Source organism: Pantoea sp. USHLN256 (assembly GCF_037149875.1).
In the GTDB taxonomy this organism is placed as follows: domain Bacteria; phylum Pseudomonadota; class Gammaproteobacteria; order Enterobacterales; family Enterobacteriaceae; genus Pantoea; species Pantoea nemavictus.
Genome location: NZ_JBBCQO010000003.1, coordinates 51,556 through 74,825 on the forward strand (window position 1 = coordinate 51,556; position 23,270 = coordinate 74,825).

Genomic DNA, 23,270 nt, shown 5'->3' on the forward strand with positions numbered 1-23,270 from the left:
CAGCGCTGAAAACTGCGCTCATAAGTAAATTTTAGCTACGCTAAACAGTCGAGAAATTCCTTGTTTTGCCTAGATGCACGCACTTCAGTTTTAGGTCAGAGTTTTAACACAGCCTTTGCCATGAGCGGACGTTACTAACTCCGGGGTTACTAATCTGCGGAGAGAAGGTTAACTCATCCTTTCCTAAAATTAGGCGGGTGTACCCAAAGGCACAATGTAATTAAACACTCTAGCAATTAAAGATTAAACTGTATTCTGTCAATATCATTGTTTTCATTGTCTACGACATTTATGAACATCGATGCACTATGTGCAACCATTGATTGAGTGGATGGATGCTTCCATTTATCATGAGTGCCAGCTGAAAAAAAAGCAATTGCTAAAATTGACTTTGATGGACTTAGGATTAATTTACTGCTTTCTATGTCACCATGATGCGGCACAATAACATAAGTGTATTCATTGTTCTTAAGCGCAGCTATTTCTGGACATAAATCAGTATGAATATGTTTGTATAAATAATCTCCGGGAGCTAAAACCTCCTCTTTTTCAGTACTAATATGTGTAACTAGTGCATTATCGTTTTTTTCTTTTGAAGAAGAAATAGGTTGAGTACGATATGAATGCAGAAACCCGTTAGCAAATTTTATTTTAATCAAGGAACAGGGTATAACCTTCTGAAAAGTTAGTTTATCCTTAAGGAAAAGATCATTTGTATTGCTAGGGATGTATATATTAGACACCATTTTTAATATGTTTGAATCCCAAGATAAAAGTCTATGATGATCGCTATCTAAATGAGATAAAATCATATCCACCTGTGATAAAGAATTAAGATCAATTATAAGTTTATTGGTGGACAGTTTTTTATAATTAGGCTTTAAAATGGGCTTACCTGCGCCACAGTCAAGAAGGATACCCTCTTTTCCGTTGTGTAGCAATGAGCACATTCCTTGCCCTACAGAATAACTGTTTAAATATATTTTCCCACTAAACTCCTTATTTATTTTTGTAGGATTTTTCTTTTTATTTAGGAAGCTTTGAATCAGATTGTTTTTTGTCACCAATTTATTTGATGGGTAAACAAATGCCAAGCTTATGATTTTAATTTTTTCATACTCTTGTTCTGTTTCACTTGCCTCAGAGGGTTGATAATTTTGATAATAATATCCATCGGCAATATTTGAATTTTTAAACTTCAATAAAACATAGCAATGGCTATTCTTAAGGTTATTGAAATGCCGTTGAACATACAAGTTTCCTTTTTTGGATTCTCTATTGTAAAACTCCGACTCTTTGATGTCGATTGAAAACGTTGAAACCGCAGTTGAATCGTCATTCAACTCATCTCTATTGAAACTATTTAATCTGACACCTTGATGTTCAGGCATATAGTCTAAGGTTATATTTGCCTTGTCTAAGCAGCACACAAAAGTCAATGTTTTTTCACTCATGAGTTCTTACCTCCACATGTAATTTTAAACTTCCTTTAGATATGTTGACTTGCTACCCATTGATTCACAAGCAATGAGGTTAGCAATTCCCGCTCCTCGCCCATAGCAGACTTCTCGCCCAACTCTTGAGAATACCAAGTTAGAAGCTATCGTGGTGCCTTTCAAATTCACTTGCTATTTGTTGGCATGCTTTCTCATGAAAAAGATCTGTTGTCATGACAATAGAATAAGGATCGTAGTCATTTACAAGTTTATCTGCATTCAAACTTACATCATCTTCCGGCCGAAAGAATAGTCCATCTTTATCACTGATAAATTCTAAGTCCATACGTCGGATCGTCTGGTCAATAAGATATCCAGCTTTTTCTTCCTCAATCATAATTTCTAACGAGACGTATCCGGGCATCTGAACGATTCTCACAGCTACAATTTCAGGACGAAGATATGAAGGATATTTTTCTCGAAGTCGTTGCGTGACATCCTCGGCCATATAATGTTCAGTGGAATTTTGATGTGGTTTTGCTGATTTGATTAATAATGCAATAGCCTTATCGAGCGGGTAACGAAAAAACTCTCGTGACGTACTGACACGGAAATCATTCAGTTCATTATGTACCATAGCTTCGAGAGTTTCATGTTGTTCAGCAAACAGCTCAAAGGCCACTTGAAACGGTGTGGGCACACCAGTTGAAGAAAGTTCACGTGCACGCATGCGGGAGTCGCGTAACGTTCGACCGATTTTAATCAACCCGGGCATGCTCGGATTGATTAGAATATATACATATCCAGGAACCATAGATACTTTTCCTTTTGCTAAAATTCTAGCCTGCTACATATTTCACCACAGCCCATCATTCTTCAGGCAAGTTGTGATGACTACTAATAAAGTGACCAACGTCCGCTCCTCGCTCATAGCGAACCTTTTGCTAGCGTCCGCTTCGTGCTATTTGAAGCGGACGTTTCCAGCATCTGCGAGCACTAATCGGTGAAGAGTAAATCTTACCGCACAATAATTCAGATGCACCGTAATCTTCATGGCCTTTTTTCAGGATTCTGGCCGGAAAAAAGTGCCGGAAACGCTTCGTTAGCGCCAGAATCGCGCTGAGGGCCTCTCAGGGGGGGCGGTAAGGCACTTTTATGTCAAAAGAGTGTGTCCGGGCTGTTGTGCCTGAAACCTGACGGAGCAGAAATGAGAACGCAAAAGCGATGTATGGGATACGTGGCGATCGTGGTCGACGACTACGACCGAGCGATAGAGTACTACACCGACAAGCTGGGCTTTACCTTGGTTGAGGACACGCCGCAGCCAGGCAAACGCTGGGTTGTGGTGACACCGAAGCCGGAAAGCGACTGTAATCTCCTCTTGGCTCGCGCCTCAAACGAGCGGCAGGAGAGTTTTATCGGGAACCAGTGGGCGGGCGGGGATTCCTGTTCCTGCAGACCAACGACTTCTGGCGCGACTACAACGCCATGAAGGAAAAGGGCGTCCACTTCTGCCAGGAGCCGCGGGAGGAGAAGTATGGGATGGTGGTTGTATTCGAGGACATCTACGGCAATCGCTGGGACCTCTACCAGAACGCTCAGCCCTAACCGCTTTAAGGCTGCGCGTGTTCCGTTCGTGGCCGGGGTGTTATGTCTAAAGTGGCAGAACTTCCCGGTCGCCATCATTTTAACGTCCGCTCCTCGCTCATAGCTGCCTAAAGTCTCATTTGTAGGATTCGGTTACGAAAGCACTCTTATAAAAGTGGTGAACAGATTTTACAGGCGGCCAAATAGGTTATACGGCCACTTTTTGTGCAGAAAAACCGGCTTTCGCCGGTTCTTGTTAGTTATTAAGCTCAGGCGGCATCACACTTTGGCAGCCAGTCAGAACTACTTTCCTCAGTCAGATCGAGGTTGGTCTGCATCCCAAGCTTCGTGCGCCGCTTCAGATAATGATGCCCGTACTCGCGCATAATGCTCTCCAGCGACAGACTGAACATCTTCATGCTGAGTGGATTCCTGTAGCCGTTCGCCTCCATGTAAGCCAGATAGGCGTGATAGAGATAGCGTTTCGGCTGTAGTGGCCTGATGCTGGCGTTCCCCATATAAAGCGAAGTAGGCTCCGGCGTGGTGAACAGGTAGCCGCAGAAGTCCACCATCGGATCCGCGTCGCGCTTGATGCGCATCGCCTCATCGGAGTTCTGCTGCGACTGAAGCAGCACCCTTGCGTCCTGCGGCTGGCTGAACTGCTGCATCAGCTGGCGCACGATAATGGCCAGCTCGCCGCTGATTTTTTCCTTCAGCTGCGGGTCGCGCTCGTTTGCCGGGATGATTTCCGGGAAGTGAAGGATAACCCGGCGGCGCGATACGCCGCCGCTGCGGTCGGTGAAGCGCATCGGGTTGTTGTTTACCGCCAGTATCACCGCCGGAATGTGCGTTGAGTAGGCATCGCGGTATTTCGGGTCCACGGATACCGCGTCGCCGCCGGTGATCGCCTTGATGCCCGCGCCGTCGCCGCTCCACTTCTCCTGGTCGGGCAGAATTATCAGCGAGAAGCCAATCACCGCCGCGCGCTCGCGCGATGACTCCAGCGTCTCGATGGTCGCGGAGGTGGTGTTGTCCGTTCCGGCCAGCATCGTGGCGATTTCGGCCATGATGCTTTTGCCGCTGCCGCCGGGACCCGTGACCTCCAGAAACAGCTGCCAGTCGTAGCGGTTCGCCAGCACCATAAACAGCGCCGCGAGAATAATATCGCGCTTTGCCGCGTCGCGTCCGGCGGCGCGGTCCAGCCACTGCCAGAAGTACGGCGCGTGGGTTGCCAGCGTCTCGCCCTTAACCGGCGGGGTAAAGTCCACCTCGCTGACCGTGCGCAGCCAGAAGCGTTTGCTGTGCGGGCTGAAGCTGCCGGTGCGCGTGTCCAGTACGCCGTTGCGGAAACCTATCAGGCGGCGCGCCGGGTCGGACTGCTGCGGCAGCATCAGCTTCAGCGTGTCCACCACGCCTGAAATCTTGCCCGCCGAGAACGGCGCGCGCAGCCGCTGGAACAGTTTCGCCACGTCGCGCTCAAACTGCTTCCCCGAAATGACCTTCCACGCGCCCGCCCTGTAGCGTGACAGGATTTCGCCGCTGGCATCCACCGCCAGCGCATTGCGGTAATGCTCAGCAACGCGCTCCGCTTTTTCGCTGGCGCTCATCGCCGAAAACTCCGCTTCGCTCATCACGTCAAACGGGCTGGCGGTGGCGGGCGCTGCGGCCTCAGCAAGCGCCTGCTTTGTCGGGACGCCGCCGAGCTGCACAAAGGCGTCGTTCCAGTCGCCGAACACGGGCGGCAGCGCGACGACGGCGTTACTGACATCAGCGGCCTTCTTCGCCTTGTCCTGGCCGTTGCCGTTAAGGTCGCGGTCGGCGGCAATCATCAGCTGCAGCGTGGCGTGCTTTTCACGGGCAAGGCCAGCCAGAGAAAGGAGGTTGCCCGATGAGAGCGCAACCCACACCTCATCACCGGTCAGGTTGTGCACCGTCAGGCCGGTCGCGTAGCCCTCGGCAAGCCAGATGCGCTTTGCGGGCTTAGCGCTGCTGAGAACGTGGCAGGCGCCTTTCACCTGGCCGCCCTTGAGCGTGCGCTTCTCTCCGCTGGCATTGATGAGCTGCACGTTAACCAGCCGGCCGCTCATGTCGTGCAGGGGCACAACCACATCGCCGGTGCGGTAGGTCGTTAACGCCACCTTATGCGCCTTCGAAAGCGTAAGGCACGCCTGCTCTGGCAGCCCCTTCCGGGACAGGTAGGCGTTGCCCGCCGTTTCCTTTGCCGTGCTGACCAGCTGCTGCGCCAGTGCAGACGCTGCGGCGCGTGATGCCTCGTCCGTTTCGGGGCCGGCACTGATGCCAGCAGCCACCGGCGGCAGGTTGCCGGTCAGGTCGTTTACGCGCGCGGCGGCCTCGCGGAACGTAATGCTGAGCGCCTTTTTCACCAGGTCCATGCCGTCACCGGCTCCGCACTGATTACAAATCCACGTGCCGCGCCCGTCTATATCGTCGAAGCGAAAGCGGTCCGTTCCCTGACAGACCGGGCACGGCATGTGGCGGTTTTTGATTACCTTCACGCCCAGCGCGGGCAGAATGCGGGGCCAGTGGCCCCGCGCTGCGGTGGCCGCCTCTGATACGATCATTTTCATCGTTCTGTTCTCCCTCAGTGCAGCACCGGCGCGTCTGTCATGCGCAGGCAGAGTTCATCCATCATTACCTGGCCGAGAAAGCTCAGGCGCGGGGCCGACTTCAGCGGCCCGGTGGACAGCAGGTCGTCCAGCAGCGCGCAGGCAATTTCCTGACCGCGCCTGCGTCCGTGCTGGCACAGGTAAAAGCCCTCCAGCTCGGCTTCAATAACGTGCTCAAGGCGCGCCAGCGTCAGGCCGGGGTAGCGCTGCTGTTCGCGGCAGACGGTCAGCCATGCGCAGGCGACGGCGCGGCGTGAAAGCGCGGCGCGCAGTTCAGGCGAAAGGGTGCGGTCTTTCATGATTCATCCTCCGCGTTCATCCAGTTGTTCTGGCAGCGCGTCACCACGTCATCCAGCTGCTCGGTGATGAGAAAGACCAGCGAAGCCAGCTGCGCGCGCTGAGCGGGCTGCGGCAGTTCGTGGCACTCCTGAAAGGCGGTCATATCGCTGACGAAGCGCCCGGCGTTGCGCAGGTGCTCAAGGCGTACCAGGTCGGCGTGAGAAATCGTTGCGTGAGTCATGCGCGCACCTCCCGGACCGGCAGGCGGGCGGCAAAGGACAGCACGTAGTCGCGGGCCAGCGAAAGGCGGGCGGCGCGCTCATCGGCGGCAACGGTGCGGAGCATATGAATATGCTGCTGGCGCTCGCAGCGGCGGATGGCGGCAAAGACGAAAACGAACTGAGGGTATGGGGAATTAAGGACCGTAGCCATAAGGGCAAACTCCATAGTTAGCTTTTTACAGCTACCACCAGAGTTTCCACGCTCAAGGGTGGTAGCCCAGACGGGGGTGGAAATACCGGTAACTATGGGAACCGGCCAGCCCGAAGGCTGCCCCGCCTGAGCCACCATTACGCAGACGGCGCAACGGATACAGAACCGTTGCCCGAAAAATGGGTGCATCAGGGCACAGACACAAAAAAAGACGCATGGCGCGTCTGGTGTCGCCATAGTTTTACACGGGTTTCCACGCCCGGCTGCCGATTTTGCGACAGCGGATTTACTGTACCAGGGAATGGCCCCGGCGCGCAAGCCGGAGGCAGCAGTTAAAAATAACATCAGGCAACCTCAGCAGCTGGCGGGATGACTCTCGCCACGGGAAACAATCCGGATACCGAAGGGCGGGACGCTTCTACTTTGCAGGCTGAAGGCTGGCTTCATTGCGCAAAAGCGCTGCGTCTGTAGCGGTTTACCCTTCCCGGTGCCAGTCGCATGCACAGGCGGCATTGCGTGCACGACACAGAGTTGGCGTGATTTACCGGCAGGGTTCAAAAACCTCATGCGTTACGCTCCTGACCGCGTGCTGCAATGCGATCGCTCATCCAGACGCTGATTTCACTGGCGAGCCAGGCCACGTTCTTGCCGCCAAGCGACACCTGCGCAGGAAAGGCGCCGCGGCTGATAAGGTCATAAATGGTGGAGCGTGACAGGCCGCAGACGTGCATGACTTCCGGCAGTCGCAGGAAGCGGTCGTTCAGCACCGGGTTTACGGGTAAAGCCGGGGCCGCAGGAGCGGAGGAGTTTGCGGATAATACGGTGTGCATGAGCTACCTCTTATTGAGTCCGTGGTGATACGGACAGATACGTCCGGAGTCGGGTAGCTCTTTATTCTCAGCATATTTACTGCCAAAGCAACAAGGCAAATGGGTGCTGCGGCTGGCACAAATGCGCAAAAATTAGCCGCCTGTTTTTTGCACAGGTAAATATAGGGCAATATAGACCAATAGTGCCGAGATGAATTATGCAAGTCGTTTTCAATGATTAATCCTTGTTGAATCAATCGAAATAAACACTCGACAAGGTTTATCTGCATAAAAAGTTGGGTGAAGCATGGTGAACACCGGGTGAAGGGATAAATATTGATTATTCACCCTTTAATATACTGTATTTACTCTCTTTTTTATTAAGGTGAAGAATGGTGAAGGATATATATAAATTTAAAAGTTGAGCAGGGAGCCAATATGTCACCTTGCCGCCAGCCAGAAGAAGGTCATTTTGTCTGGGCTATCACACAACGCCATCCCATAGCTCGACTGTGCCAGCAACGGCACAATGCATTCACCGGAGCCGCCATTGGCTCTCCCCCTACAAAGAAAGCTAACGATAACGGCTTTTATAAACCGTTAACTCCATCCTGGACGGGGACTGGCGCTAAACAGAAGGATAAAACGTGATGGCAATGAAATGCCCTGAATGCAGCATGACCGCACACACGCGTACGAGCGAATATCAGACAGGTACGTTAAAAAAGACGTGGTATCAGTGTCGTAATATCGACTGCTCCTGCACGTTCACAACGCTTGAGAGCCTGGACACCATTATCATGAAACCGCAGAAGGTCGCTGAAGACATCCCTGAGAAAGAATCACCGCCACCACGGCAGACGCTAAACCGTTATGGATCAGCCAGCAGGCTTTCGAATCGCCAGAACGCCCCCTGCTGAGTTTTATCAGCAATACCTGACCGGCCATCGTGCCGGTTTTTTTCATCTCTTTTCTCTGGCAAGCCTGATTCGCATGAGTGCATGCCTATGCTGCATGAAAGCGCATGAATAAATGCAGCTGAGTTTATGCAATTCAGGCCAGCACTGGCGCGGCCTGAAGGGACTCATGCAGCCGCATGAAAACTACTACATAAAGCGGGCAGGCGTGGCGGGGGTACGAGCGCGCGCAACGGGGTAAACCTGATTAACCAGATTAACAAACTAAAGGTCTAAATTTTTCTTGAAAATTGCCGATGCATTAAGGATATTCATGTTTTGAAGGGAGGGGGGTTATACCTATATAGGATTTTAAAGTAAATTCACATTAATTGATTTGCAAGAACGAATTTAACGTGCGAGGAAGGGATGAAACTTAATTATGTTTATATAGCAGGGTTTAGATCTGAAAGTCGAGCTGTATATGTTGAGTTTGCAGAGGGAGATATCTCAGTAATATATGGCGAGAATGGTTGTGGAAAGACAACCTTCCTCAAGCTTATTCATGCCATCTTATCTAGAGATGAAGATACTTTGGCAAATGAAAGTGTTACACATGTTGAAATATCTTATACTGATAACAGCAGGAATGTGCATTTAGTACAAGTGTCGAAAAGAATTAAAGTTGGTGATGATGGGATTTATGTTACGTATTATGATTGGGACGCATTTCTTAACTCGTCTCTTTCTGAAAGTACATCATTATCATTAGGTGTTGAAAGGGGCGTTACTTCAGAATCTCTAAAAGTAGAACCTATAGATATTTACAGATTCTTCAATCACCCTTCACATAGAGATTATATCCCTAATGGTGATCTGAAAAGCTTCTGTGAGTTGATGGCCCAGTTTTTGAAAAGAAGTCAGCATAGTAAAAGACGCAATAAAAAAGATGAGATGAATTTAGATATGCCTCATGTCTATCTTCAAAATATCAAGATGAGCAACATAGAAAGTATGCTGATTGAGCGTTATTCTTTGGCGAGAAATCTTGCGACAGAAAAAATTCAAAATGCATTATTCGATACTTTAGCTATTGCAATTGATGCTCATCATATTAATGACGAAATTATACTACCTTCAAATTTTGAAAGTGACGTATTTAGGAATAAAGAAAGGATAATTGAAGCTTTAGATGATGGTTATGAAAATAATTTCAAAACACATGTGGTGAGTATCTTATCATCTATTAAAAGTGAGCGCGATGTTAACTCTATATTGAATAATCAATTATTGAGGAAGTTAGTCATGAACATGACTAGGGAGCTCAAAATTGAAAAGCAACTCCTGAGTTCAATAAATATCCTTCTGGATGTTTTTAATTCATTTTTAGTAGGTGATAAAAAGCTTGTAATTAATAAAAAAGACATTTATATCGAAACTGACACATCAGAGTTGTCAATTGACGCTTTATCGAGCGGAGAAAGGCACATTCTAACATTTTTAGCTTTGGTAATTATCGCAGGGCGTGGGAAGGATTTCCTTATAATCGACGAGCCTGAAATATCTTTAAACATACAATGGCAGAGAACGTTGCTTGGTTTGTTGAAAGAACTGGTTCCCGAGACGCAAATAATTGTTGCATCTCATAGTCCGATAATATCAAAAAAATCCCCAAATAGTCTTGTTAAATTGGAGCCAATTAATCTAGAGAACGAAGATTATGAATGATTGGCTAACAATGGAGTACGATGAGTTACTAAATGAAGCTATTATGTCAGAAACACCAATATTAGTAGTGGAAGGGGTGGATGATGTGCCTGTGTATGAGAACTTATGTTTTTCATTAGGTGGTAATCATGAGGTTATAGCTGTTCAAAATTTGAAGGGAAAGCATGAGGGAAGTAAAAGCGTAGTGAGCTTCATTGAAGAAGTTAATATGCTGGGTTTTTCAGGTGAGTTAGAACGATATATTCTTGGGGTTATTGATAGAGATGCTCGATTTTATAGAGGTGAACTGAACGCTCTGCCGGGTTTGTTTGTTTTAAAATGGTACTCTATGGAGAGCCACTTTATCACACATGATGCTATCAAGGCTGTTTTGATTCAATGCACTGGCTTGAGTAGAAAGTTAATAACGGATGAGTTGATTAATGAGATTTATGATGAAATTATCGAATTGATAATGCCAATGTATTTTGTTGGGTTGGAAAGTCTTCGTAATGCTTGTGAGCTTGAATATGCATCACTCGCATCTTATTCAATGAGCGTAGATCATCTAAGAAACACCGGCGCCTTCGATGAAATACTAGCAAAAAAACAAGAGCTAGGTGAGTTTGCGTTCTCTAAGTCAATTGATTTTGATGTTAATGGTTTATTTGAAGTTTGCAAGGGTAAGTGGGTTCTCAATGAGTTTTCAAAAGTTTTAATCAGAAAAATAAAAAACTTGAAACTTAGGTGTGGTGCTAAGGAGATTGAGTGTTGCCAGTTTTGTCATGAAGAACCTAGTTCGCTATGTTCTTATAAGTTTGAAAGTAATTACGACACAGCACAAATACGAAGTATTATCAAAAGGCATGAGGGTTTTACAATGTTTGATTATCTCAAGCAAAGACTGAGCTACATGGTTTGAAAAAAAAAGGGAGGTGACTCCCTTTGTTATATTAATAATTTTTTCTGCTTGAAGTGACAAAGTCTCCCCACCAATCCATAATAACTACTCTATTTTCGAAATATGTTGTTCTATTATATGCCCGCCTAACCTCATTTTTATCGGTATGGGCTAAGGCTGCTTCAATATGATCTGAATTAAAATTAGCTTCATTTAAAGCTGTACTAGCTATAGAGCGGAGACCGTGTGCTACAAGCTTACCCCCAAATCCTATCCGCTTAAGAGCTGCATTAGCAGTCTGGCTATTCATAGGCAGTTTTGGGTCATTGCGGCTTGGAAAAACGTGCCTTCTATGCAGACTAATTGGTTTCATAATCTCTAAAATTGCTAATGCTTGATGAGATAAAGGAACATTGTGTTCGCGCTTTGATTTCATACGTTCAGCCGGAATATTCCAGGTTTTAGACTCAAAATTAATTTCAGCCCATTGAGCACCTGAAGCTTCGGAAGGACGCACTAGAGTAAGTAGTTGCCATTCAATCAAGCAGCGAGTTGGGACAGATAGATTCGACATAACCAACGAATGCAAGAGTTTTGGCAATTCTTCTGGCCGCAACGTCGGCATGTTTTGTTTTTTTGGTTTTTCAAAAGCCATTCCAATGCCAGATGCAGGATTGGTGTCAATCAGACCTGTATTTACTGCATAAATCATTATTTCGTTTATACGTTGTACTAAGCGCCTAACCGTCTCTAAAGCTCCTCGCGCTTTAATATGCTCGAGAGCATCAACTAGCGTTCTAGCCTTGATTTCTTGAACAGGAATTCCACCAATAGCGGTAAATACATCCTTCTCTAAAGAACGCCAAATGTCTTTTGCATAATCAGGCGTAACGCTCTTACTTTTGAGCTGGAACCAGTTAGTGGCCACTGTAGAGAAAATGCTGTCCATAGCGATCAGATGTTGCTTCTCGGCAATCTCTGCTTGCACCTGAGGATCGACCCCATTAGCTAACAGGGCAAGATAATCCGCTCTCAAGCTGCGGGCGTTGGCAAGTGAAAGGGCAGGGAAGGCCCCTAATCCGATCATTGTCCGTTGCTTCGTGGAGGGACGTTGATAGCGAAAGCGCCAAAGTTTTTTGCCACTGGTTTTGATGACTAAAAAAAGCCCGTCACCATCATGCAGAGTCAAATCTTTATCATCTGCTTTAGCGCGTAGAACTTCTGTGTTGGTTAATGGGCGCGTAGTCCTTGCCATGTCTGTATTTCCTGCATGAATTGGTATACGTTATTGGCATACATTCTAGCGTATACCAATTCGTATACCAATTATCACCGGATTCAGGCGGATCGTCTCGGAAGGTTACAGACACAAAAAAGCCCGCAGGGCTTGTGCCGTGCGGGCTTTCAGGACTTCTACGGATGACTCTGGAATCATCTTCGAAGGATTTTGGTGGAGCTGGCGGGAGTTGAACCCGCGTCCGAAATTACTACACCGTCGGCACTACATGCTTAGTCAGTCTTTACGTTCGCCGGCCAGCTGCGGACAGACACGCCACTGACAAACTAGCCTGATTAGATTTAGTGCTTCAACCCCAGGCAAGGCATCCACACGATCTCTTTTGGGTTTGACCTCTCTTGATCCCCGTCTTAAGAGCGGAAGCTAGGGAGAGAGGGCTTCAAAGCAGGTTATTAAGCTGCTAAAGCGTAGTTTTCGTCGTTTGCGACTATTTTTTTGCGGCTTTTTACGAGGCAAACCGCCCCTCGGCATGCTCCTAAGGCTTCACAATCCCGTCGAGTCCAGAATCAGCCCCAAGAAATTTCAATACTACAGAAAACAGATGTTCAAATCCAGTGCTTAACGCTTTGAATTCTTCATAATACGTGCTTTATCCATCTTCCATTCACGTTCTTTAACGTCGTCACGCTTGTCGTGCTCTTTCTTGCCGCGTGCCACACCAATTTTCAGTTTGGCCCAGGCATTTTTCCAATACATCGACAGCGCAACCACGGTAAAGCCTTCACGGTTAACGCGTCCGTAGAGGGAATCGAGTTCGCGTTGTTTCAGCAGCAGCTTGCGGCTACGCGTGGGATCACACACCACATGCGTTGAAGCCACTGCCAGCGGTTGGAAGGTAGAGCCGAACAGGTAAGCTTCACCATCGCGCAGCAGAATGTAGCTATCGCTGATGTTAGCCTTACCGGCACGGAGTGATTTGACTTCCCATCCTTGCAACGACATACCCGCCTCGAACTCTTCTTCAATGAAGTATTCATGACGTGCGCGTTTATTGAGGGCAATAGTGGCTGAACCGGGTTTGTTAACTTTTTTCTTTGTCATAGTGCGGCGTAGTCTACATCACTCAGTTTATGGGCGCATCCCCTGTCCTGCAGGGCGGTAAAAAACACTCCATTTTAGCACAGCAAGCAAATCCGTGAATTTTTGTTTGGTGACTGAAAATGGTATTATTCAAGGGTTTTGTGATGAACAGGAACCATTATGGCCCAGATTAGCCGTTCAGCGCTGGTCCCTTATAGCGCTGAGCAGATGTACCGTCTAGTGAATGATGTGGATGCTTATCCTGAGTTTCTGCCGGGCTGCACCGGCAGCCGCGTGCTGGATAACAGCGGAGATCAAATGACCGCCGCCGTTGATGTCTCGAAAGCAGGCATCAGTAAAACATTTACTACGCGTAATACGTTGATCAGTAATCAAAGCATTTTAATGCAGTTGGTTGATGGTCCATTTCGAAAATTGACCGGCGGCTGGCATTTCACTTCGTTAGGTGATGATGCCTGTAAAGTTGAGTTGAGCCTTGATTTTGAGTTCACCAATATGCTGGTAGAAATGGCGTTTGGTCGCATCTTTAAAGAGCTCGCTAACAGCATGGTGCAGGCGTTCAGTCAGCGCGCGAAAGAGGTTTATCGTGCCTGATATCAGCGTGGAAGTGGTATACGCGCTGCCTGATAAGCAATATTTGCGCTCAGTCACTATTGAAGAGGGCGCGACGGTTGAGCAGGTCATTCAGGCGTCGGGCTTATTGTCGCTGCGCAAGGATATTGACCTTAGCACCAATAAAGTCGGTATCTACAGTCGCCCAGTGAAATTGACTGATGCTGTGCAGGATGGTGACCGTATCGAGATTTATCGGCCGCTGATTGCCGATCCAAAAGAGATGCGGCGTCAACGCGCAGAGCGTGCGGCAGATAAGAAATAGTCGGGTAGGAAAACTAAAAAAGGCGCTAAAGCGCCTTTTTTATTGCTGTTCACTTAGCCTTCTTTGCCAGTGAGCTTGGGCTTGTTATCGATGTTGGTCAGCGTTCCGTTGCTATCAAAGGTCAGCGTCAAGGTCTGCTGTTTCACACCTTCATGGCCAGGTTCCTGACGGAACACGTAATACCAAACGTTACTGCCAAAGGGATCGTGCATCATTGGCGTGCCAAGCGTGTAGGCGACCTGCTGCTGCGTCATGCCGTTGTGAATCTTCGACACATCGTTGGCGACCAGGTAATTCCCCTGATTGATATCCGGACGATACACAACGCGCTCAAGGGTGGAACATCCAGCGGTCATCATCAACATTACTACTGCCGCGGCAGTCAGCGTTTTACAGCGCATCTATACATTCCTTTTCTGGGGCCAAACGCCTTTCAGCAGGCTATTTTTTTGCCATCAAATTCTGAACTCTGCCTGCGGCAGGCTTTATCATTCGATTTATATAACTGCCGATGATAATAAACCTTTCCGCTATTTGAAACCTCTACAGAGCAAGCATATGACCACCAGCCGGGAAAAAAGTGCTGTATCAGGCGGCTAAAAGTTCTTTCGCGTTTGCCAGCGTGTTACGAGTGACCTCACTGCCGCCCAGTAGTCGCGCCAACTCTTGCAAGCGCGCACGCTTATCAAGCGGCTGCATATGGGTTTCAGTCATCGCGCCATCGGTCTCTTTGCTGACATAGAAATGATGATGTCCGCAGCCAGCAACCTGCGGCAGATGCGTTACGCACATCACCTGAGTTGATTCACCCAACTGACGCAGCATCTGGCCAACCACAGCGGCGGTTGGACCGCTGATTCCAACATCCACTTCATCGAAGATCATTGCTGGGGTTTCCATTTTCTGTGCGGTGATCACCTGAATGGCCAGTGCGATACGCGATAGTTCACCGCCCGACGCGACTTTGCCCAATGGCTGAAGCGGTTGGCCAGGGTTGGTGGTAACGCGAAAATCAATACGTGTCGCACCTTCAGCGGTGAGTTGATCTGCATTGAACTCCAGAACAATGGCAAACTGGCCATGCGGCATCGCCAGCGTGCGCATACTTTCGGTAATCAGCTGACTCAACTCTTGTGCTGCGTGCTCGCGCAATTGATGCAGCTTTTCAGCACTGACTAACGCGGCTTTATGATGAGCCACCACGTCTGACTGTAGCGCTTCCTGATCGCTCTCTTGCTGTGACAACAGCTCCGCTTCATCCAGTAATTGCTGATAAAGAACAGGTAAGGTTTCAGGCGAAACGTGATGTTTGCGCGCAAGGGCGATCTGTCGTGACAGGCGCTGTTCGAGCTCATGCAGGCGATTAGGATCGAGATCCAGCCGTTCGCAATAGTGGCGCAGTTCATCGCTGGCTTCACTGAGTTGAATGGCTGCTTCTTCCAGCAGGTTGAAAACGCCGCTAACTTTATTATCCAGCGTTAACAGTTCACCTAACATATTGCGGGCGCTGTACAGCAGGCTTTGCAGATTGGTGTCATCACCATCGGCGAGGATTTGCAACGCTTGCTGACTGGTTGAAAGCAGTTGGCCGCTGTTCGCCAAACGTTTGTACTCTTCATCAATCTGTTCAAATTCGCCCAACTGTGGGGCAAATTCATTAAGCTCTTTCAGCTGATACTGCAGCAGCTCACGACGTGATTCCCGCTCTTGCGATAACTGCTGATGCTGTGCCAGCGCACGGCAACTCTGGTGCCAGCGCTGGTAGTGCTGGCGCATGTCGCACAGCACATTGTCATGTGCTGCGTAAGCGTCCAACAGGTGCTTTTGGTGATCGGCTTTGAGCAGGAGCTGGTGAGCATGCTGGCCGTGAATCTGAATCAGCAACTGGCCGAGTTCACGTAGCTGCGACAGCGGCACTGAGGTGCCGTTAATAAAGCCACGCGAACGGCCATCTGCGCTAATCACGCGGCGCAGCAGGCATTCATTACCTTCATCCAGCTGATTCTCAACCAGCCAGCGTTGTGCGGAAGGCGAGGCTTTCAGTTGGAAGCGGGCGCAGATATCTGCACGACTGGCGCCCTGACGCACCATATCTGCTTCAGCGCGGCCGCCTAAACACAGGCCCAGCGCATCGATAGCGATGGATTTACCTGCGCCGGTTTCACCTGTGATCGCTGTCATACCACGATGAAAGTCAATCTCCAGTTCACGAACGATAGCAAAATTACTGATGGTCAGTTGTGCCAGCATAGAATCACCTGTATGTAAAAACAGATATGGTTTTACATACAGTATATCCTGGTTTTTTATACAGTAAAGTAGTCGGCGATGATTTTAGAACAATTTTTTCGACCAACCCAGCTTTGAGCTTAACGTATTAAAATAGTTATAATTTTTAGGGTGAATAAGATTGAGATGATTGGCGCTGCGGCGAATCAGTACATCTTCACCTTCCTGAATCGGCAGGGCAATCTGGCTGTCGCAACTGATCTCAAGGTCGCTGCGTAAGGAGGAGAAGCGCAGACGGATGGTGCTGCTGCTATTAATTACTAGCGGACGTGCGGAGAGCGTATGCGGGAACATGGGCACTAGCGTAATCGCGTCCAACGACGGCGTGAGAATCGGGCCGCCAGCTGAAAGCGAGTAGGCAGTTGAACCGGTTGGTGTGGAGATAATTAAGCCATCAGAGCGCTGCGAGAACGCAAACACCTCATCAATATAGACTTCGAATTCAATCATGTGCGCCACTTTGCCGGGATGCAGTACCACTTCATTAATGGCGCTACCGATGCGCGGCGAGCAATCTTCTTTGCAAACCTGCGCCTCCAGCAAGAAGCGGCTTTCGACGAAATAATCACCCTGCAGCACATCATCAAGTTGCTGTTGTGCGTTGTCCGGATCGAGATCGGTTAGAAAACCGAGGTTGCCACGGTTGATCCCAATGACTTTGATGTCATAGCGCGCCAGCACGCGAGCAGCGCCGAGCATGTTGCCATCGCCGCCGACAACCACGGCTAAATCGGCACGTTGGCCAATATCCGCCAGGCTGCCAGTTTCAGCGTTTTTCAAATCCAGTTCGCGCGCAATCTGCTGCTCGACAATCACCTCATAACCCTTTGCCGTTAGCCAGCGCCAGAGCATTTCATGGGTGGTTAACGCAGTAGGATGGCGCGGATGGCCGACAATCCCGATGCAGTTAAAGTGTTTGTTCATTTAGCGCGAGTTCCTTATAAGCCAAAACGGCCAGGCAATGTGATGGGTTTACTTGAAACCGTCAAACTGATCCCCATAATAAGCCAACCAGCGAGATGAATGTGCAAAACGCGGAGAAATTCATGAGTAGTAAAGAACACAACACCCCAAACGAGCAAGTCTCAGACGAAATTCAACAGGATCAACAGCACGTGGACGCAGAGACAGCCGCTGAGGTGGATCCACGTGATGAGCGTATCGCGCAACTCGAAGCCGAGTTAGCCATTTCACAAACCGGCGTTCGTGATGCACAGCTGCGTGCTCAGGCGGAGATCGAAAACATCCGTCGTCGTACCGAAATGGATGTGGAAAAGGCGCACAAGTTTGCGCTAGAAAAATTCGCCAACGAACTGCTGCCAGTGATCGATAGCCTGGAGCGTGCGCTGGAAGTGGCTGATAAAGAGAACGCTGAACTGGCTTCGATGATTGAAGGCATCGAGCTGACGCTGAAGTCGCTGCTGGGCGCGGTGCGTAAGTTTGGCGTGGAAGTGGTGGGCGACACCAATGTGCCGTTCAATCCGGAAATACATCAGGCAATGTCGATGATGGAGTCTGATGATATGGCGCCAAATCACGTGTTGATGGTAATGCAGCGTGGTTACACCCTCAACGGTCGTCTGCTGCGTCCGGCGATGGTGGCAGTGACCAAAGCCAAAGGCTAATCCCTTGCTGTAATGACAACGGCCGCATAATGCGGCCGTTTGTTTTTATGGCAGTTGCGGCATCCAATCGATCGGGGTTTGACCCGATTGGCTTAATAGCGCGTTAGCCTGTGAAAAGTGTTTGCTACCAAAAAAGCCGCGATGGGCCGAGAGCGGAGAAGGGTGCGGCGCTTTTAGGACATGATGACGCTGCGTATCAATGATGCTGCCTTTCTTCTGCGCATGTGAACCCCACAGTAAGAAAATCACCCCTTCGCGGTGCTGATTGATGGCGCTAATAACGTTATCCGTAAAGGTTTCCCAGCCAAAGCGCGCGTGCGAATGCGCCTTGCTGGCTTCCACCGTTAATACGGTATTCAACAGCATCACGCCTTGCGTTGCCCAACTCTCGAGAAAACCGTGTTTGGGACGTACAAAACCGGGAATATCCAACTCTAATTCTTTGTACATATTCAGCAGCGACGGTGGAATGGCCACGCCGGGCAGCACGGAAAATGCCAGCCCATGCGCCTGGTTTGGACCGTGATACGGATCCTGGCCCAAAATAACCACTTTGATATCGCCCAGTTCAGTGAGGCGGAAGGCGTTAAACACATCCTTTTGCGGCGGATAAACCGTTACGCCAGCAGCGCGTTCATTGGCAACCGCTTTAAGGGTTTCCACGAAGTAAGGTTTCTCTTTCTCTTCAGCCAGCACATCGTGCCAGGTTAGCTTCTCAGCCATCATTGACTCCCTGCAAATTAATACGCCTAGCTTAACGTGTCAGGCACAGCAGCAGAAGGGTAAAAATAATTTGAAAATTTACGTAAAAAGTTAATTTTAAAAATTGTTGTGAATCAATTTGTTAGCTTTTGACGCGTTTAAAGCGATTGGACAAAATTGATACAGGTCAAAACCAAGGATTTCTTTGAGTGATATACCAGAGCATTCCATAACCGATTGATAAACGCTGTCCCTGTGCGGCAGCCTAAAGCCCTGGAGGCCCACTATGATTACCGGAATTCAAATTACTCAGGCAAGTAATCCACAGTTGATGAACTCATTCTGGCTGTTGGACGATGAGAAAGCTGAAGCACGCTGCCTGTGTGCTAAAGGTGATTTCTCTGAAGATCAGGTCGTTGCTATCAGCGATCTCGGTGAAATTGCTTACCGTGAAATTCCACTTGAGCAGAAACCGCAGGTGCGTATTGAAGGCGGTCAGCACCTGAACGTAAACGTACTGCGTCGTGAAACGTTGGAAGATGCCGTGAACCATCCGGAAAAATATCCACAGTTGACCATTCGCGTTTCCGGCTATGCCGTGCGCTTTAACGCGCTGACGCCAGAGCAGCAGCGTGATGTTATTACTCGTACATTTACCGAAAGCCTGTAATTGCAGCGCTGACGAAAAGACACACAGCAATACAAGCCGTGCCAATGTTGATTGGCGCGGCTTTTTTATATTGTGCGTTGAAAAAGAGAGGCTTCTGAAGGGACCTTCATAACGAAAGCGCTATTTCGCTACGCTTAAAACAAAAAAATCGCCTCAAAAGAGGCGATCAGTTTCAGACGGTGCTGTTTTATTCCGCACCGGATTCTGGTGCATCGCTACCGCTTGGCTTGCGGCGTTTACCGACATTTTTGGTGTCGCGATGGCGTTTTTTCACGCGAGGTTTCTCTTCTTCTTTCTCTTTCTTCTCTTTGCGCTTCGCAAGGGCCTTTTTCGACGGTTTTCCCGTCACTTTAGCGCTTGGCGCACGGCTTTCTGGACGCAGTTCATCAATCACACGCGCCTTTAACGGCTCGTTGATGTAACGGATGATTTTGCCCAGCAGCACGTGATCGTGTGCCTCAACCAGCGAAATTGCTGTACCTTTACGGCCCGCACGCGCGGTACGACCGATGCGGTGCAGATAGGTATCGGCAGTGCGCGGCAAGTCGTAGTTAATAACGTGTGAGATATCGTCAATGTCGATACCGCGAGCGGCAACGTCAGTGGCGATCATCACCTTAACGCGGCCATCATTCATGCGTTTGATCGCTTCGTTACGGTTCACCTGCACCATTTCGCCTTCAAGATAGCTGGTGCGAATGCCGGCTTCATGCAGCCATGTGACCAGCTCATGCAGACGCTCGCGTTTGCGCACAAACACGATGACGCGCGTGGCATCGGGCTGTTTCAGCAGATGAATCAGCAGCTTATTTTTATGCTCGAGATCGTCAGCGCGGTAATACCATTGCTGGATTTTTTTACGTTCGCTTTTGCTTGGGTCGGCCTCGATAAAGACTGGCTCATTCAGCAAACGCTCGGCGAAGTCTTTGATATGCTCGCCTTCCAGCGTCGCCGAGAACAACAGCGTCTGCTTGCGCCAGCGGGTTTCTGCGGCGATGGTTTCGATGTCCTGCGCAAAGCCCATATCGAGCATGCGGTCAGCTTCATCAAGAATCAGTGTCTCCACAGCACGGCAGTCAAAGTTCTCTTCTTTGATGTATTGCAGCAGACGGCCGGTGGTCGCGACGACGATGTCCTGGTTTTCGCTGAACACTTCGGCATGGTTCATATACGCCACGCCACCGGTGATGGTGGCGATATCCAGATGCGTGTGTTTAGCCAGTTCGCGTGCGTGATCGGCAACCTGCATCGCCAGTTCGCGCGTTGGGGTGACAATCAAAATGCGTGGCGGGCCTGATTTCTTGCGCGGGAAATCGAGCAAATGCTGTAAAGCGGGCAGCAAAAACGCTGCAGTTTTCCCCGTCCCGGTTGGAGCCGAACCCAGAACGTCACGGCCTTCCAGCGCGGCAGGAATGGTCTCGGCCTGAATAACAGTAGGGCGAGTGAAGCCTTTTTCCTGCAAAGCTTGTAGCAGGCTTTCGTCGAGTTCGAGTTCGGAGAATGTGGTTACGGTCATGGTCTACCTCAGTTTGGGGCGCTGATTATAGACAGAACGAATATAATCTTCATCTGTTTGTGTAGGTATTACGGGCGCAGGTGAATTCCCATCCCCACCACGTTACACTTCCGGCAGTAAAAAATTCAATGGTAGTGAAGAATGTCTCAGCACCAGCCGCAGGCGCGGCAAACGTTAAGAAAAGATGGTTTTACCTTTAAACAATTCTTCGTCGCACACGATCGCTGTGCGATGAAAGTGGGCACCGATGGCGTGTTAATTGGCGCATGGGCGCCCGTTGCAGATGCCCGTCGCATCCTCGATATAGGCTGCGGCAGCGGACTGATTGCGCTGATGTTGGCGCAGCGCACGTCGTCTCAGGTACAGATTGATGCGGTCGAGCTGGAAGCCAGCGCTGCGCAGCAGGCGCAGGAAAATATGCAGGCTTCGCCGTGGGCGGATCGCATTACGGTTCATCATCAGGATATTGTTAGCTGGAGCGAGCAGTGCGAAAAACGCTATTCGCTGATCGTCAGTAACCCACCTTTTTTTGCGCCAGGTATGGCTTCTGGCAGCATAGAGCGAGATACCGCACGCAGTACCGCCACACTGGATCATCTCACCCTGCTGCGTTGCGCGGCGCAGTTGATTGAGGAAGAAGGACTTTTTTGCGTGGTGCTGCCCGCAGAGGCAGGAGAAGCGCTGATTGCACTCGCAGAAGCCGACGGCTGGCATCTGCGCTATCGCTACGACGTTGCCGCTTATGCGCAGCGTCCACCGAATCGGGTGGTCTTAGGCTTTTCTCCAACCGCAGGCGAAACGCTGCTGGAGCGTCTCGCCATTCGCGATGAAGATAAAAGCTATTCGGCAGACTGGCTCAGCCTGGTCAAAGCGTTTTACCTATTCCGTTAGCGTTGGCTGCAGGATGGTCGGTAAGGCTTCCGCAAGCAGGCCGGGATTGTCGAGGGTAAAGTGCAACCCGCGGCTCTCCTTGCGTTGCAGTGCACAGCGCACCATCAGTTCGGCGACCTGAACCAGATTACGCAGCTCCAACAGATTGTTGGATAGGCGGAAATGCGCGTAGTATTCATCGATCTCCTGCTGTAGCAAATTGATGCGTCGCAGTGCGCGCTCCAGCCGTTTGGTGGTGCGAACAATGCCCACGTAATCCCACATAAACAGCCGCAGTTCGTGCCAGTTGTGTTGAATGACCACGCGCTCATCGGCATCATCAACGCGGCTTTCATCCCATGCGGGTAGATGTTCCACCGCCGCGACATCGGGCAGGCGAGCGATCATGTCTTCCGCCGCTGACCAACCGTAAACCAGGCACTCCAGCAGTGAATTTGATGCCATGCGATTGGCACCGTGCAAGCCGGTGTAGCTCACTTCGCCGATGGCATAGAGCCCGTCTACGTCAGTTCGTCCCTGCTGATCAACCATCACACCGCCGCAGGTATAATGCGCCGCGGGCACGATGGGAATAGGCTCTTTGGTAAGATCCAGGCCGAAGGTCAATAACTTTTCATAGATCATCGGGAAGTGGGCGCGCACAAAGCTTTCCGGCTGGTGGCTAATGTCGAGATACATGCAATCGACGCCCAGGCGTTTCATCTCATGGTCAATCGCGCGCGCGACGATATCGCGCGGGGCCAGTTCGGCTCGCTCGTCAAAGTCAGGCATAAAGCGCGATCCATCTGGTCGCAGCAGCCAGGCACCTTCACCGCGCAATGCTTCGGTTAACAGGAAATTCTGCGCCTGCGGATGGAATAAACAGGTAGGGTGGAATTGATTGAATTCCAGGTTGGCCACGCGACAACCGGCGCGCCATGCCATCGCGATGCCATCGCCGGACGCCACATCCGGATTCGTGGTGTATTGATACACTTTCGCTGCGCCGCCGGTGGCTAAAACCACGGCGCGCGCGCGACAGGTTTCTACCTGTTCGCGATTGCGGTTCCAGATCCACGCGCCAACCACACGGCGTTTGCCCGGCAAACCGAGCTTATCGGAGAGAATTAAATCCACCGCATTGGTGCGTTCGATAATGCGGATATTGGGATGACTCAGCGCCTGGCTTACCAGCGTGGTTTCAACCGCGCGACCAGTGGCATCGGCGCTGTGCAGGATACGACGATGACTGTGCCCGCCTTCGCGCGTGAGATGGTAACGTGCTTCGCCGTCAACCTGCGGCTCTTTATCGAATGCTACGCCATTATCAATTAACCATTGCACGCAGTGACGCGCATTACTGGCGATAAAACTTACTGTTTGGCGATCGCATAAGCCCGCTCCGGCCACCAGCGTATCTTCTACGTGAGATTCAATGCTGTCCGTTTCATCAAACACTGCGGCAATTCCGCCCTGCGCATACAGCGTTGAGCCTTCATTGACCTGGGCTTTACTGAGCACAGTCACCTGATAATGCGGTGCCAGTCGCAGTGCTAAAGATAAACCTGCCGCACCGCTGCCGACGATGAGTACATCACACTGATAATCAGGAAGAGAGGTCATGATGTTTAATTTACTAAACAAAAGGTCGCTTGAGCATAAGCCTGGATAGCGATGCTGTGAAGTATTTTGAACAAATTACGCCGGAA

Annotated in this window: 23 protein-coding genes, 1 other RNA gene and 2 pseudogenes; 9 read left to right on the forward strand and 17 right to left on the reverse strand. The window is 49.8% G+C overall.

Features of this window, described 5'->3' with window-relative positions; genetic code table 11:
* Positions 1 to 236: 236 nt before the first annotated feature.
* Both WFL93_RS09500 and WFL93_RS09505 read right to left on the reverse strand, forming a co-directional pair.
* Positions 237 to 1,454, reverse strand: a complete 1,218-nt coding sequence (locus WFL93_RS09500; RefSeq protein ID WP_336778004.1) for a hypothetical protein — start codon at positions 1,452 to 1,454, stop codon at positions 237 to 239.
* 139 nt (positions 1,455 to 1,593) lie between these two features.
* The gene (locus WFL93_RS09505) at positions 1,594 to 2,250 is read right to left on the reverse strand and encodes a GIY-YIG nuclease family protein (protein WP_336778005.1); all 657 of its coding nucleotides are present in this window, start codon (positions 2,248 to 2,250) and stop codon (positions 1,594 to 1,596) included.
* Positions 2,251 to 2,643: 393 nt separating this feature from the next.
* On the opposite strand from WFL93_RS09505, the pseudogene WFL93_RS09510 reads away from it, so the two are divergent.
* Positions 2,644 to 3,044: pseudogene (locus WFL93_RS09510) on the forward strand (VOC family protein).
* Positions 3,045 to 3,292: 248 nt separating this feature from the next.
* Here the strand turns inward: WFL93_RS09510 and WFL93_RS09515 are convergent.
* The 6 genes and pseudogenes from WFL93_RS09515 to WFL93_RS09535 form a co-directional block, all read right to left on the reverse strand.
* On the reverse strand, positions 3,293 to 5,611 hold the full coding sequence (locus WFL93_RS09515) for a phage/plasmid primase, P4 family (protein WP_336778006.1): 2,319 nt from the start codon (positions 5,609 to 5,611) through the stop codon (positions 3,293 to 3,295).
* Positions 5,612 to 5,625: 14 nt separating this feature from the next.
* Positions 5,626 to 5,949, reverse strand: coding sequence for a DUF5375 family protein (locus WFL93_RS09520; RefSeq protein WP_336778007.1), 324 nt, complete (start codon positions 5,947 to 5,949; stop codon positions 5,626 to 5,628).
* Complete coding sequence (locus WFL93_RS09525; protein ID WP_097096377.1) at positions 5,946 to 6,170, reverse strand: hypothetical protein; 225 nt, start codon at positions 6,168 to 6,170, stop codon at positions 5,946 to 5,948. The genes WFL93_RS09520 and WFL93_RS09525 overlap by 4 nt, the downstream gene beginning before the upstream one ends.
* Positions 6,167 to 6,361 carry a host cell division inhibitor Icd-like protein gene (locus WFL93_RS24275; protein ID WP_442955889.1) on the reverse strand — a complete coding sequence of 65 codons (195 nt, stop codon included), beginning with the start codon at positions 6,359 to 6,361 and terminating at the stop codon, positions 6,167 to 6,169. The genes WFL93_RS09525 and WFL93_RS24275 overlap by 4 nt, the downstream gene beginning before the upstream one ends.
* A gap of 24 nt (positions 6,362 to 6,385) precedes the next feature.
* Positions 6,386 to 6,706 (reverse strand): annotated as a pseudogene (locus WFL93_RS24280) (ash family protein); the annotation flags it as partial.
* Between the two features lie 218 nt (positions 6,707 to 6,924).
* A complete protein-coding gene (locus WFL93_RS09535) occupies positions 6,925 to 7,191 on the reverse strand; it encodes a helix-turn-helix transcriptional regulator (protein WP_336778009.1) in 267 nt (88 codons plus the stop codon).
* 629 nt (positions 7,192 to 7,820) lie between these two features.
* On the opposite strand from WFL93_RS09535, the gene WFL93_RS09540 reads away from it, so the two are divergent.
* The 3 genes from WFL93_RS09540 (at position 7,821) to WFL93_RS09550 (ending at position 10,695) form a co-directional block, all read left to right on the forward strand.
* Entirely contained in the window at positions 7,821 to 8,090 is a 270-nt protein-coding gene (locus WFL93_RS09540) for an ogr/Delta-like zinc finger family protein (RefSeq protein WP_265301328.1), read from the forward strand.
* Between the two features lie 405 nt (positions 8,091 to 8,495).
* On the forward strand, positions 8,496 to 9,794 hold the full coding sequence (locus tag WFL93_RS09545; protein WP_336778010.1) for an AAA family ATPase: 1,299 nt from the start codon (positions 8,496 to 8,498) through the stop codon (positions 9,792 to 9,794).
* The gene (locus tag WFL93_RS09550) at positions 9,787 to 10,695 is read left to right on the forward strand and encodes a hypothetical protein (protein ID WP_336778011.1); all 909 of its coding nucleotides are present in this window, start codon (positions 9,787 to 9,789) and stop codon (positions 10,693 to 10,695) included. Before WFL93_RS09545 ends, WFL93_RS09550 begins: the two co-directional genes overlap by 8 nt.
* 31 nt (positions 10,696 to 10,726) lie before the next feature.
* Here the strand turns inward: WFL93_RS09550 and WFL93_RS09555 are convergent, their stop codons facing one another.
* The 3 genes from WFL93_RS09555 to smpB form a co-directional block, all read right to left on the reverse strand.
* Positions 10,727 to 11,929: an integrase domain-containing protein gene (locus WFL93_RS09555; RefSeq protein WP_336778012.1), complete on the reverse strand. Its 1,203-nt coding sequence runs from the start codon at positions 11,927 to 11,929 to the stop codon at positions 10,727 to 10,729.
* Positions 11,930 to 12,122: 193 nt separating this feature from the next.
* Positions 12,123 to 12,485, reverse strand: a transfer-messenger RNA (tmRNA) gene (gene ssrA, locus WFL93_RS09560).
* Between the two features lie 44 nt (positions 12,486 to 12,529).
* Positions 12,530 to 13,012: an SsrA-binding protein SmpB gene (gene smpB, locus WFL93_RS09565; protein WP_007886141.1), complete on the reverse strand. Its 483-nt coding sequence runs from the start codon at positions 13,010 to 13,012 to the stop codon at positions 12,530 to 12,532.
* Between the two features lie 159 nt (positions 13,013 to 13,171).
* On the opposite strand from smpB, the gene WFL93_RS09570 reads away from it, so the two are divergent.
* Positions 13,172 to 13,606: a type II toxin-antitoxin system RatA family toxin gene (locus WFL93_RS09570; protein ID WP_007886142.1), complete on the forward strand. Its 435-nt coding sequence runs from the start codon at positions 13,172 to 13,174 to the stop codon at positions 13,604 to 13,606.
* Entirely contained in the window at positions 13,599 to 13,889 is a 291-nt protein-coding gene (locus WFL93_RS09575) for an RnfH family protein (RefSeq protein WP_336778013.1), read from the forward strand. Before WFL93_RS09570 ends, WFL93_RS09575 begins: the two co-directional genes overlap by 8 nt.
* Before the next feature lie 53 nt (positions 13,890 to 13,942).
* Here WFL93_RS09575 and bamE read toward each other — a convergent pair whose 3' ends face one another.
* From bamE to nadK, 3 genes are all read right to left on the reverse strand, one after another.
* A complete protein-coding gene (gene bamE / locus WFL93_RS09580; protein ID WP_007886144.1) occupies positions 13,943 to 14,290 on the reverse strand; it encodes an outer membrane protein assembly factor BamE in 348 nt (115 codons plus the stop codon).
* A 187-nt stretch (positions 14,291 to 14,477) separates the two neighbouring features.
* Positions 14,478 to 16,139: a DNA repair protein RecN gene (gene recN / locus WFL93_RS09585; protein ID WP_336778014.1), complete on the reverse strand. Its 1,662-nt coding sequence runs from the start codon at positions 16,137 to 16,139 to the stop codon at positions 14,478 to 14,480.
* 84 nt (positions 16,140 to 16,223) lie between these two features.
* Positions 16,224 to 17,102: an NAD(+) kinase gene (gene nadK, locus WFL93_RS09590; protein WP_008101540.1), complete on the reverse strand. Its 879-nt coding sequence runs from the start codon at positions 17,100 to 17,102 to the stop codon at positions 16,224 to 16,226.
* Between the two features lie 122 nt (positions 17,103 to 17,224).
* Here nadK and grpE point away from each other — a divergent pair, with 122 nt between their 5' ends.
* Positions 17,225 to 17,803, forward strand: a complete 579-nt coding sequence (gene grpE / locus WFL93_RS09595; protein WP_336778015.1) for a nucleotide exchange factor GrpE — start codon at positions 17,225 to 17,227, stop codon at positions 17,801 to 17,803.
* A gap of 45 nt (positions 17,804 to 17,848) precedes the next feature.
* On the opposite strand, the gene ung is transcribed toward grpE, so the two are convergent.
* On the reverse strand, positions 17,849 to 18,526 hold the full coding sequence (gene ung, locus WFL93_RS09600) for a uracil-DNA glycosylase (protein WP_007886151.1): 678 nt from the start codon (positions 18,524 to 18,526) through the stop codon (positions 17,849 to 17,851).
* 265 nt (positions 18,527 to 18,791) lie between these two features.
* Here ung and grcA point away from each other — a divergent pair, with 265 nt between their 5' ends.
* Positions 18,792 to 19,175 carry an autonomous glycyl radical cofactor GrcA gene (gene grcA / locus WFL93_RS09605; protein WP_007886153.1) on the forward strand — a complete coding sequence of 128 codons (384 nt, stop codon included), beginning with the start codon at positions 18,792 to 18,794 and terminating at the stop codon, positions 19,173 to 19,175.
* A gap of 187 nt (positions 19,176 to 19,362) precedes the next feature.
* On the opposite strand, the gene srmB is transcribed toward grcA, so the two are convergent.
* Complete coding sequence (srmB, locus tag WFL93_RS09610) at positions 19,363 to 20,691, reverse strand: ATP-dependent RNA helicase SrmB (protein ID WP_336778016.1); 1,329 nt, start codon at positions 20,689 to 20,691, stop codon at positions 19,363 to 19,365.
* Positions 20,692 to 20,832: 141 nt separating this feature from the next.
* Here srmB and trmN point away from each other — a divergent pair, with 141 nt between their 5' ends.
* Positions 20,833 to 21,582 carry a tRNA(1)(Val) (adenine(37)-N(6))-methyltransferase TrmN gene (gene trmN, locus WFL93_RS09615; RefSeq protein ID WP_336778017.1) on the forward strand — a complete coding sequence of 250 codons (750 nt, stop codon included), beginning with the start codon at positions 20,833 to 20,835 and terminating at the stop codon, positions 21,580 to 21,582.
* On the opposite strand, the gene nadB is transcribed toward trmN, so the two are convergent.
* A complete protein-coding gene (gene nadB / locus WFL93_RS09620) occupies positions 21,571 to 23,184 on the reverse strand; it encodes an L-aspartate oxidase (protein ID WP_336778171.1) in 1,614 nt (537 codons plus the stop codon). The two genes, trmN and nadB, sit on opposite strands and share 12 nt — an antisense overlap.
* Between the last annotated feature and the right edge of the window lie 86 nt (positions 23,185 to 23,270).

Excerpts from the sequence above, each read along its gene's own strand:
- smpB (WP_007886141.1), bottom strand. The coding sequence starts at position 13,012 with ATGACAAAGAAAAAAGTTAACAAACCCGGTTCAGCCACTATTGCCCTC.
- WFL93_RS09515 (WP_336778006.1), bottom strand. The coding sequence starts at position 5,611 with ATGAAAATGATCGTATCAGAGGCGGCCACCGCAGCGCGGGGCCACTGG.
- WFL93_RS09545 (WP_336778010.1), top strand. The coding sequence starts at position 8,496 with ATGAAACTTAATTATGTTTATATAGCAGGGTTTAGATCTGAAAGTCGA.
- WFL93_RS09535 (WP_336778009.1), bottom strand. The coding sequence starts at position 7,191 with ATGCACACCGTATTATCCGCAAACTCCTCCGCTCCTGCGGCCCCGGCT.
- WFL93_RS09500 (WP_336778004.1), bottom strand. The coding sequence starts at position 1,454 with ATGAGTGAAAAAACATTGACTTTTGTGTGCTGCTTAGACAAGGCAAAT.
- grpE (WP_336778015.1), top strand. The coding sequence starts at position 17,225 with ATGAGTAGTAAAGAACACAACACCCCAAACGAGCAAGTCTCAGACGAA.
- nadB (WP_336778171.1), bottom strand. The coding sequence starts at position 23,184 with ATGACCTCTCTTCCTGATTATCAGTGTGATGTACTCATCGTCGGCAGC.
- bamE (WP_007886144.1), bottom strand. The coding sequence starts at position 14,290 with ATGCGCTGTAAAACGCTGACTGCCGCGGCAGTAGTAATGTTGATGATG.
- nadK (WP_008101540.1), bottom strand. The coding sequence starts at position 17,102 with ATGAACAAACACTTTAACTGCATCGGGATTGTCGGCCATCCGCGCCAT.
- WFL93_RS09570 (WP_007886142.1), top strand. The coding sequence starts at position 13,172 with ATGGCCCAGATTAGCCGTTCAGCGCTGGTCCCTTATAGCGCTGAGCAG.
- ung (WP_007886151.1), bottom strand. The coding sequence starts at position 18,526 with ATGGCTGAGAAGCTAACCTGGCACGATGTGCTGGCTGAAGAGAAAGAG.
- WFL93_RS09505 (WP_336778005.1), bottom strand. The coding sequence starts at position 2,250 with ATGGTTCCTGGATATGTATATATTCTAATCAATCCGAGCATGCCCGGG.
- WFL93_RS09550 (WP_336778011.1), top strand. The coding sequence starts at position 9,787 with ATGAATGATTGGCTAACAATGGAGTACGATGAGTTACTAAATGAAGCT.
- recN (WP_336778014.1), bottom strand. The coding sequence starts at position 16,139 with ATGCTGGCACAACTGACCATCAGTAATTTTGCTATCGTTCGTGAACTG.
- WFL93_RS24275 (WP_442955889.1), bottom strand. The coding sequence starts at position 6,361 with ATGGCTACGGTCCTTAATTCCCCATACCCTCAGTTCGTTTTCGTCTTT.
- srmB (WP_336778016.1), bottom strand. The coding sequence starts at position 20,691 with ATGACCGTAACCACATTCTCCGAACTCGAACTCGACGAAAGCCTGCTA.
- WFL93_RS09520 (WP_336778007.1), bottom strand. The coding sequence starts at position 5,949 with ATGAAAGACCGCACCCTTTCGCCTGAACTGCGCGCCGCGCTTTCACGC.
- grcA (WP_007886153.1), top strand. The coding sequence starts at position 18,792 with ATGATTACCGGAATTCAAATTACTCAGGCAAGTAATCCACAGTTGATG.
- WFL93_RS09555 (WP_336778012.1), bottom strand. The coding sequence starts at position 11,929 with ATGGCAAGGACTACGCGCCCATTAACCAACACAGAAGTTCTACGCGCT.
- WFL93_RS09540 (WP_265301328.1), top strand. The coding sequence starts at position 7,821 with ATGGCAATGAAATGCCCTGAATGCAGCATGACCGCACACACGCGTACG.
- trmN (WP_336778017.1), top strand. The coding sequence starts at position 20,833 with ATGTCTCAGCACCAGCCGCAGGCGCGGCAAACGTTAAGAAAAGATGGT.
- WFL93_RS09525 (WP_097096377.1), bottom strand. The coding sequence starts at position 6,170 with ATGACTCACGCAACGATTTCTCACGCCGACCTGGTACGCCTTGAGCAC.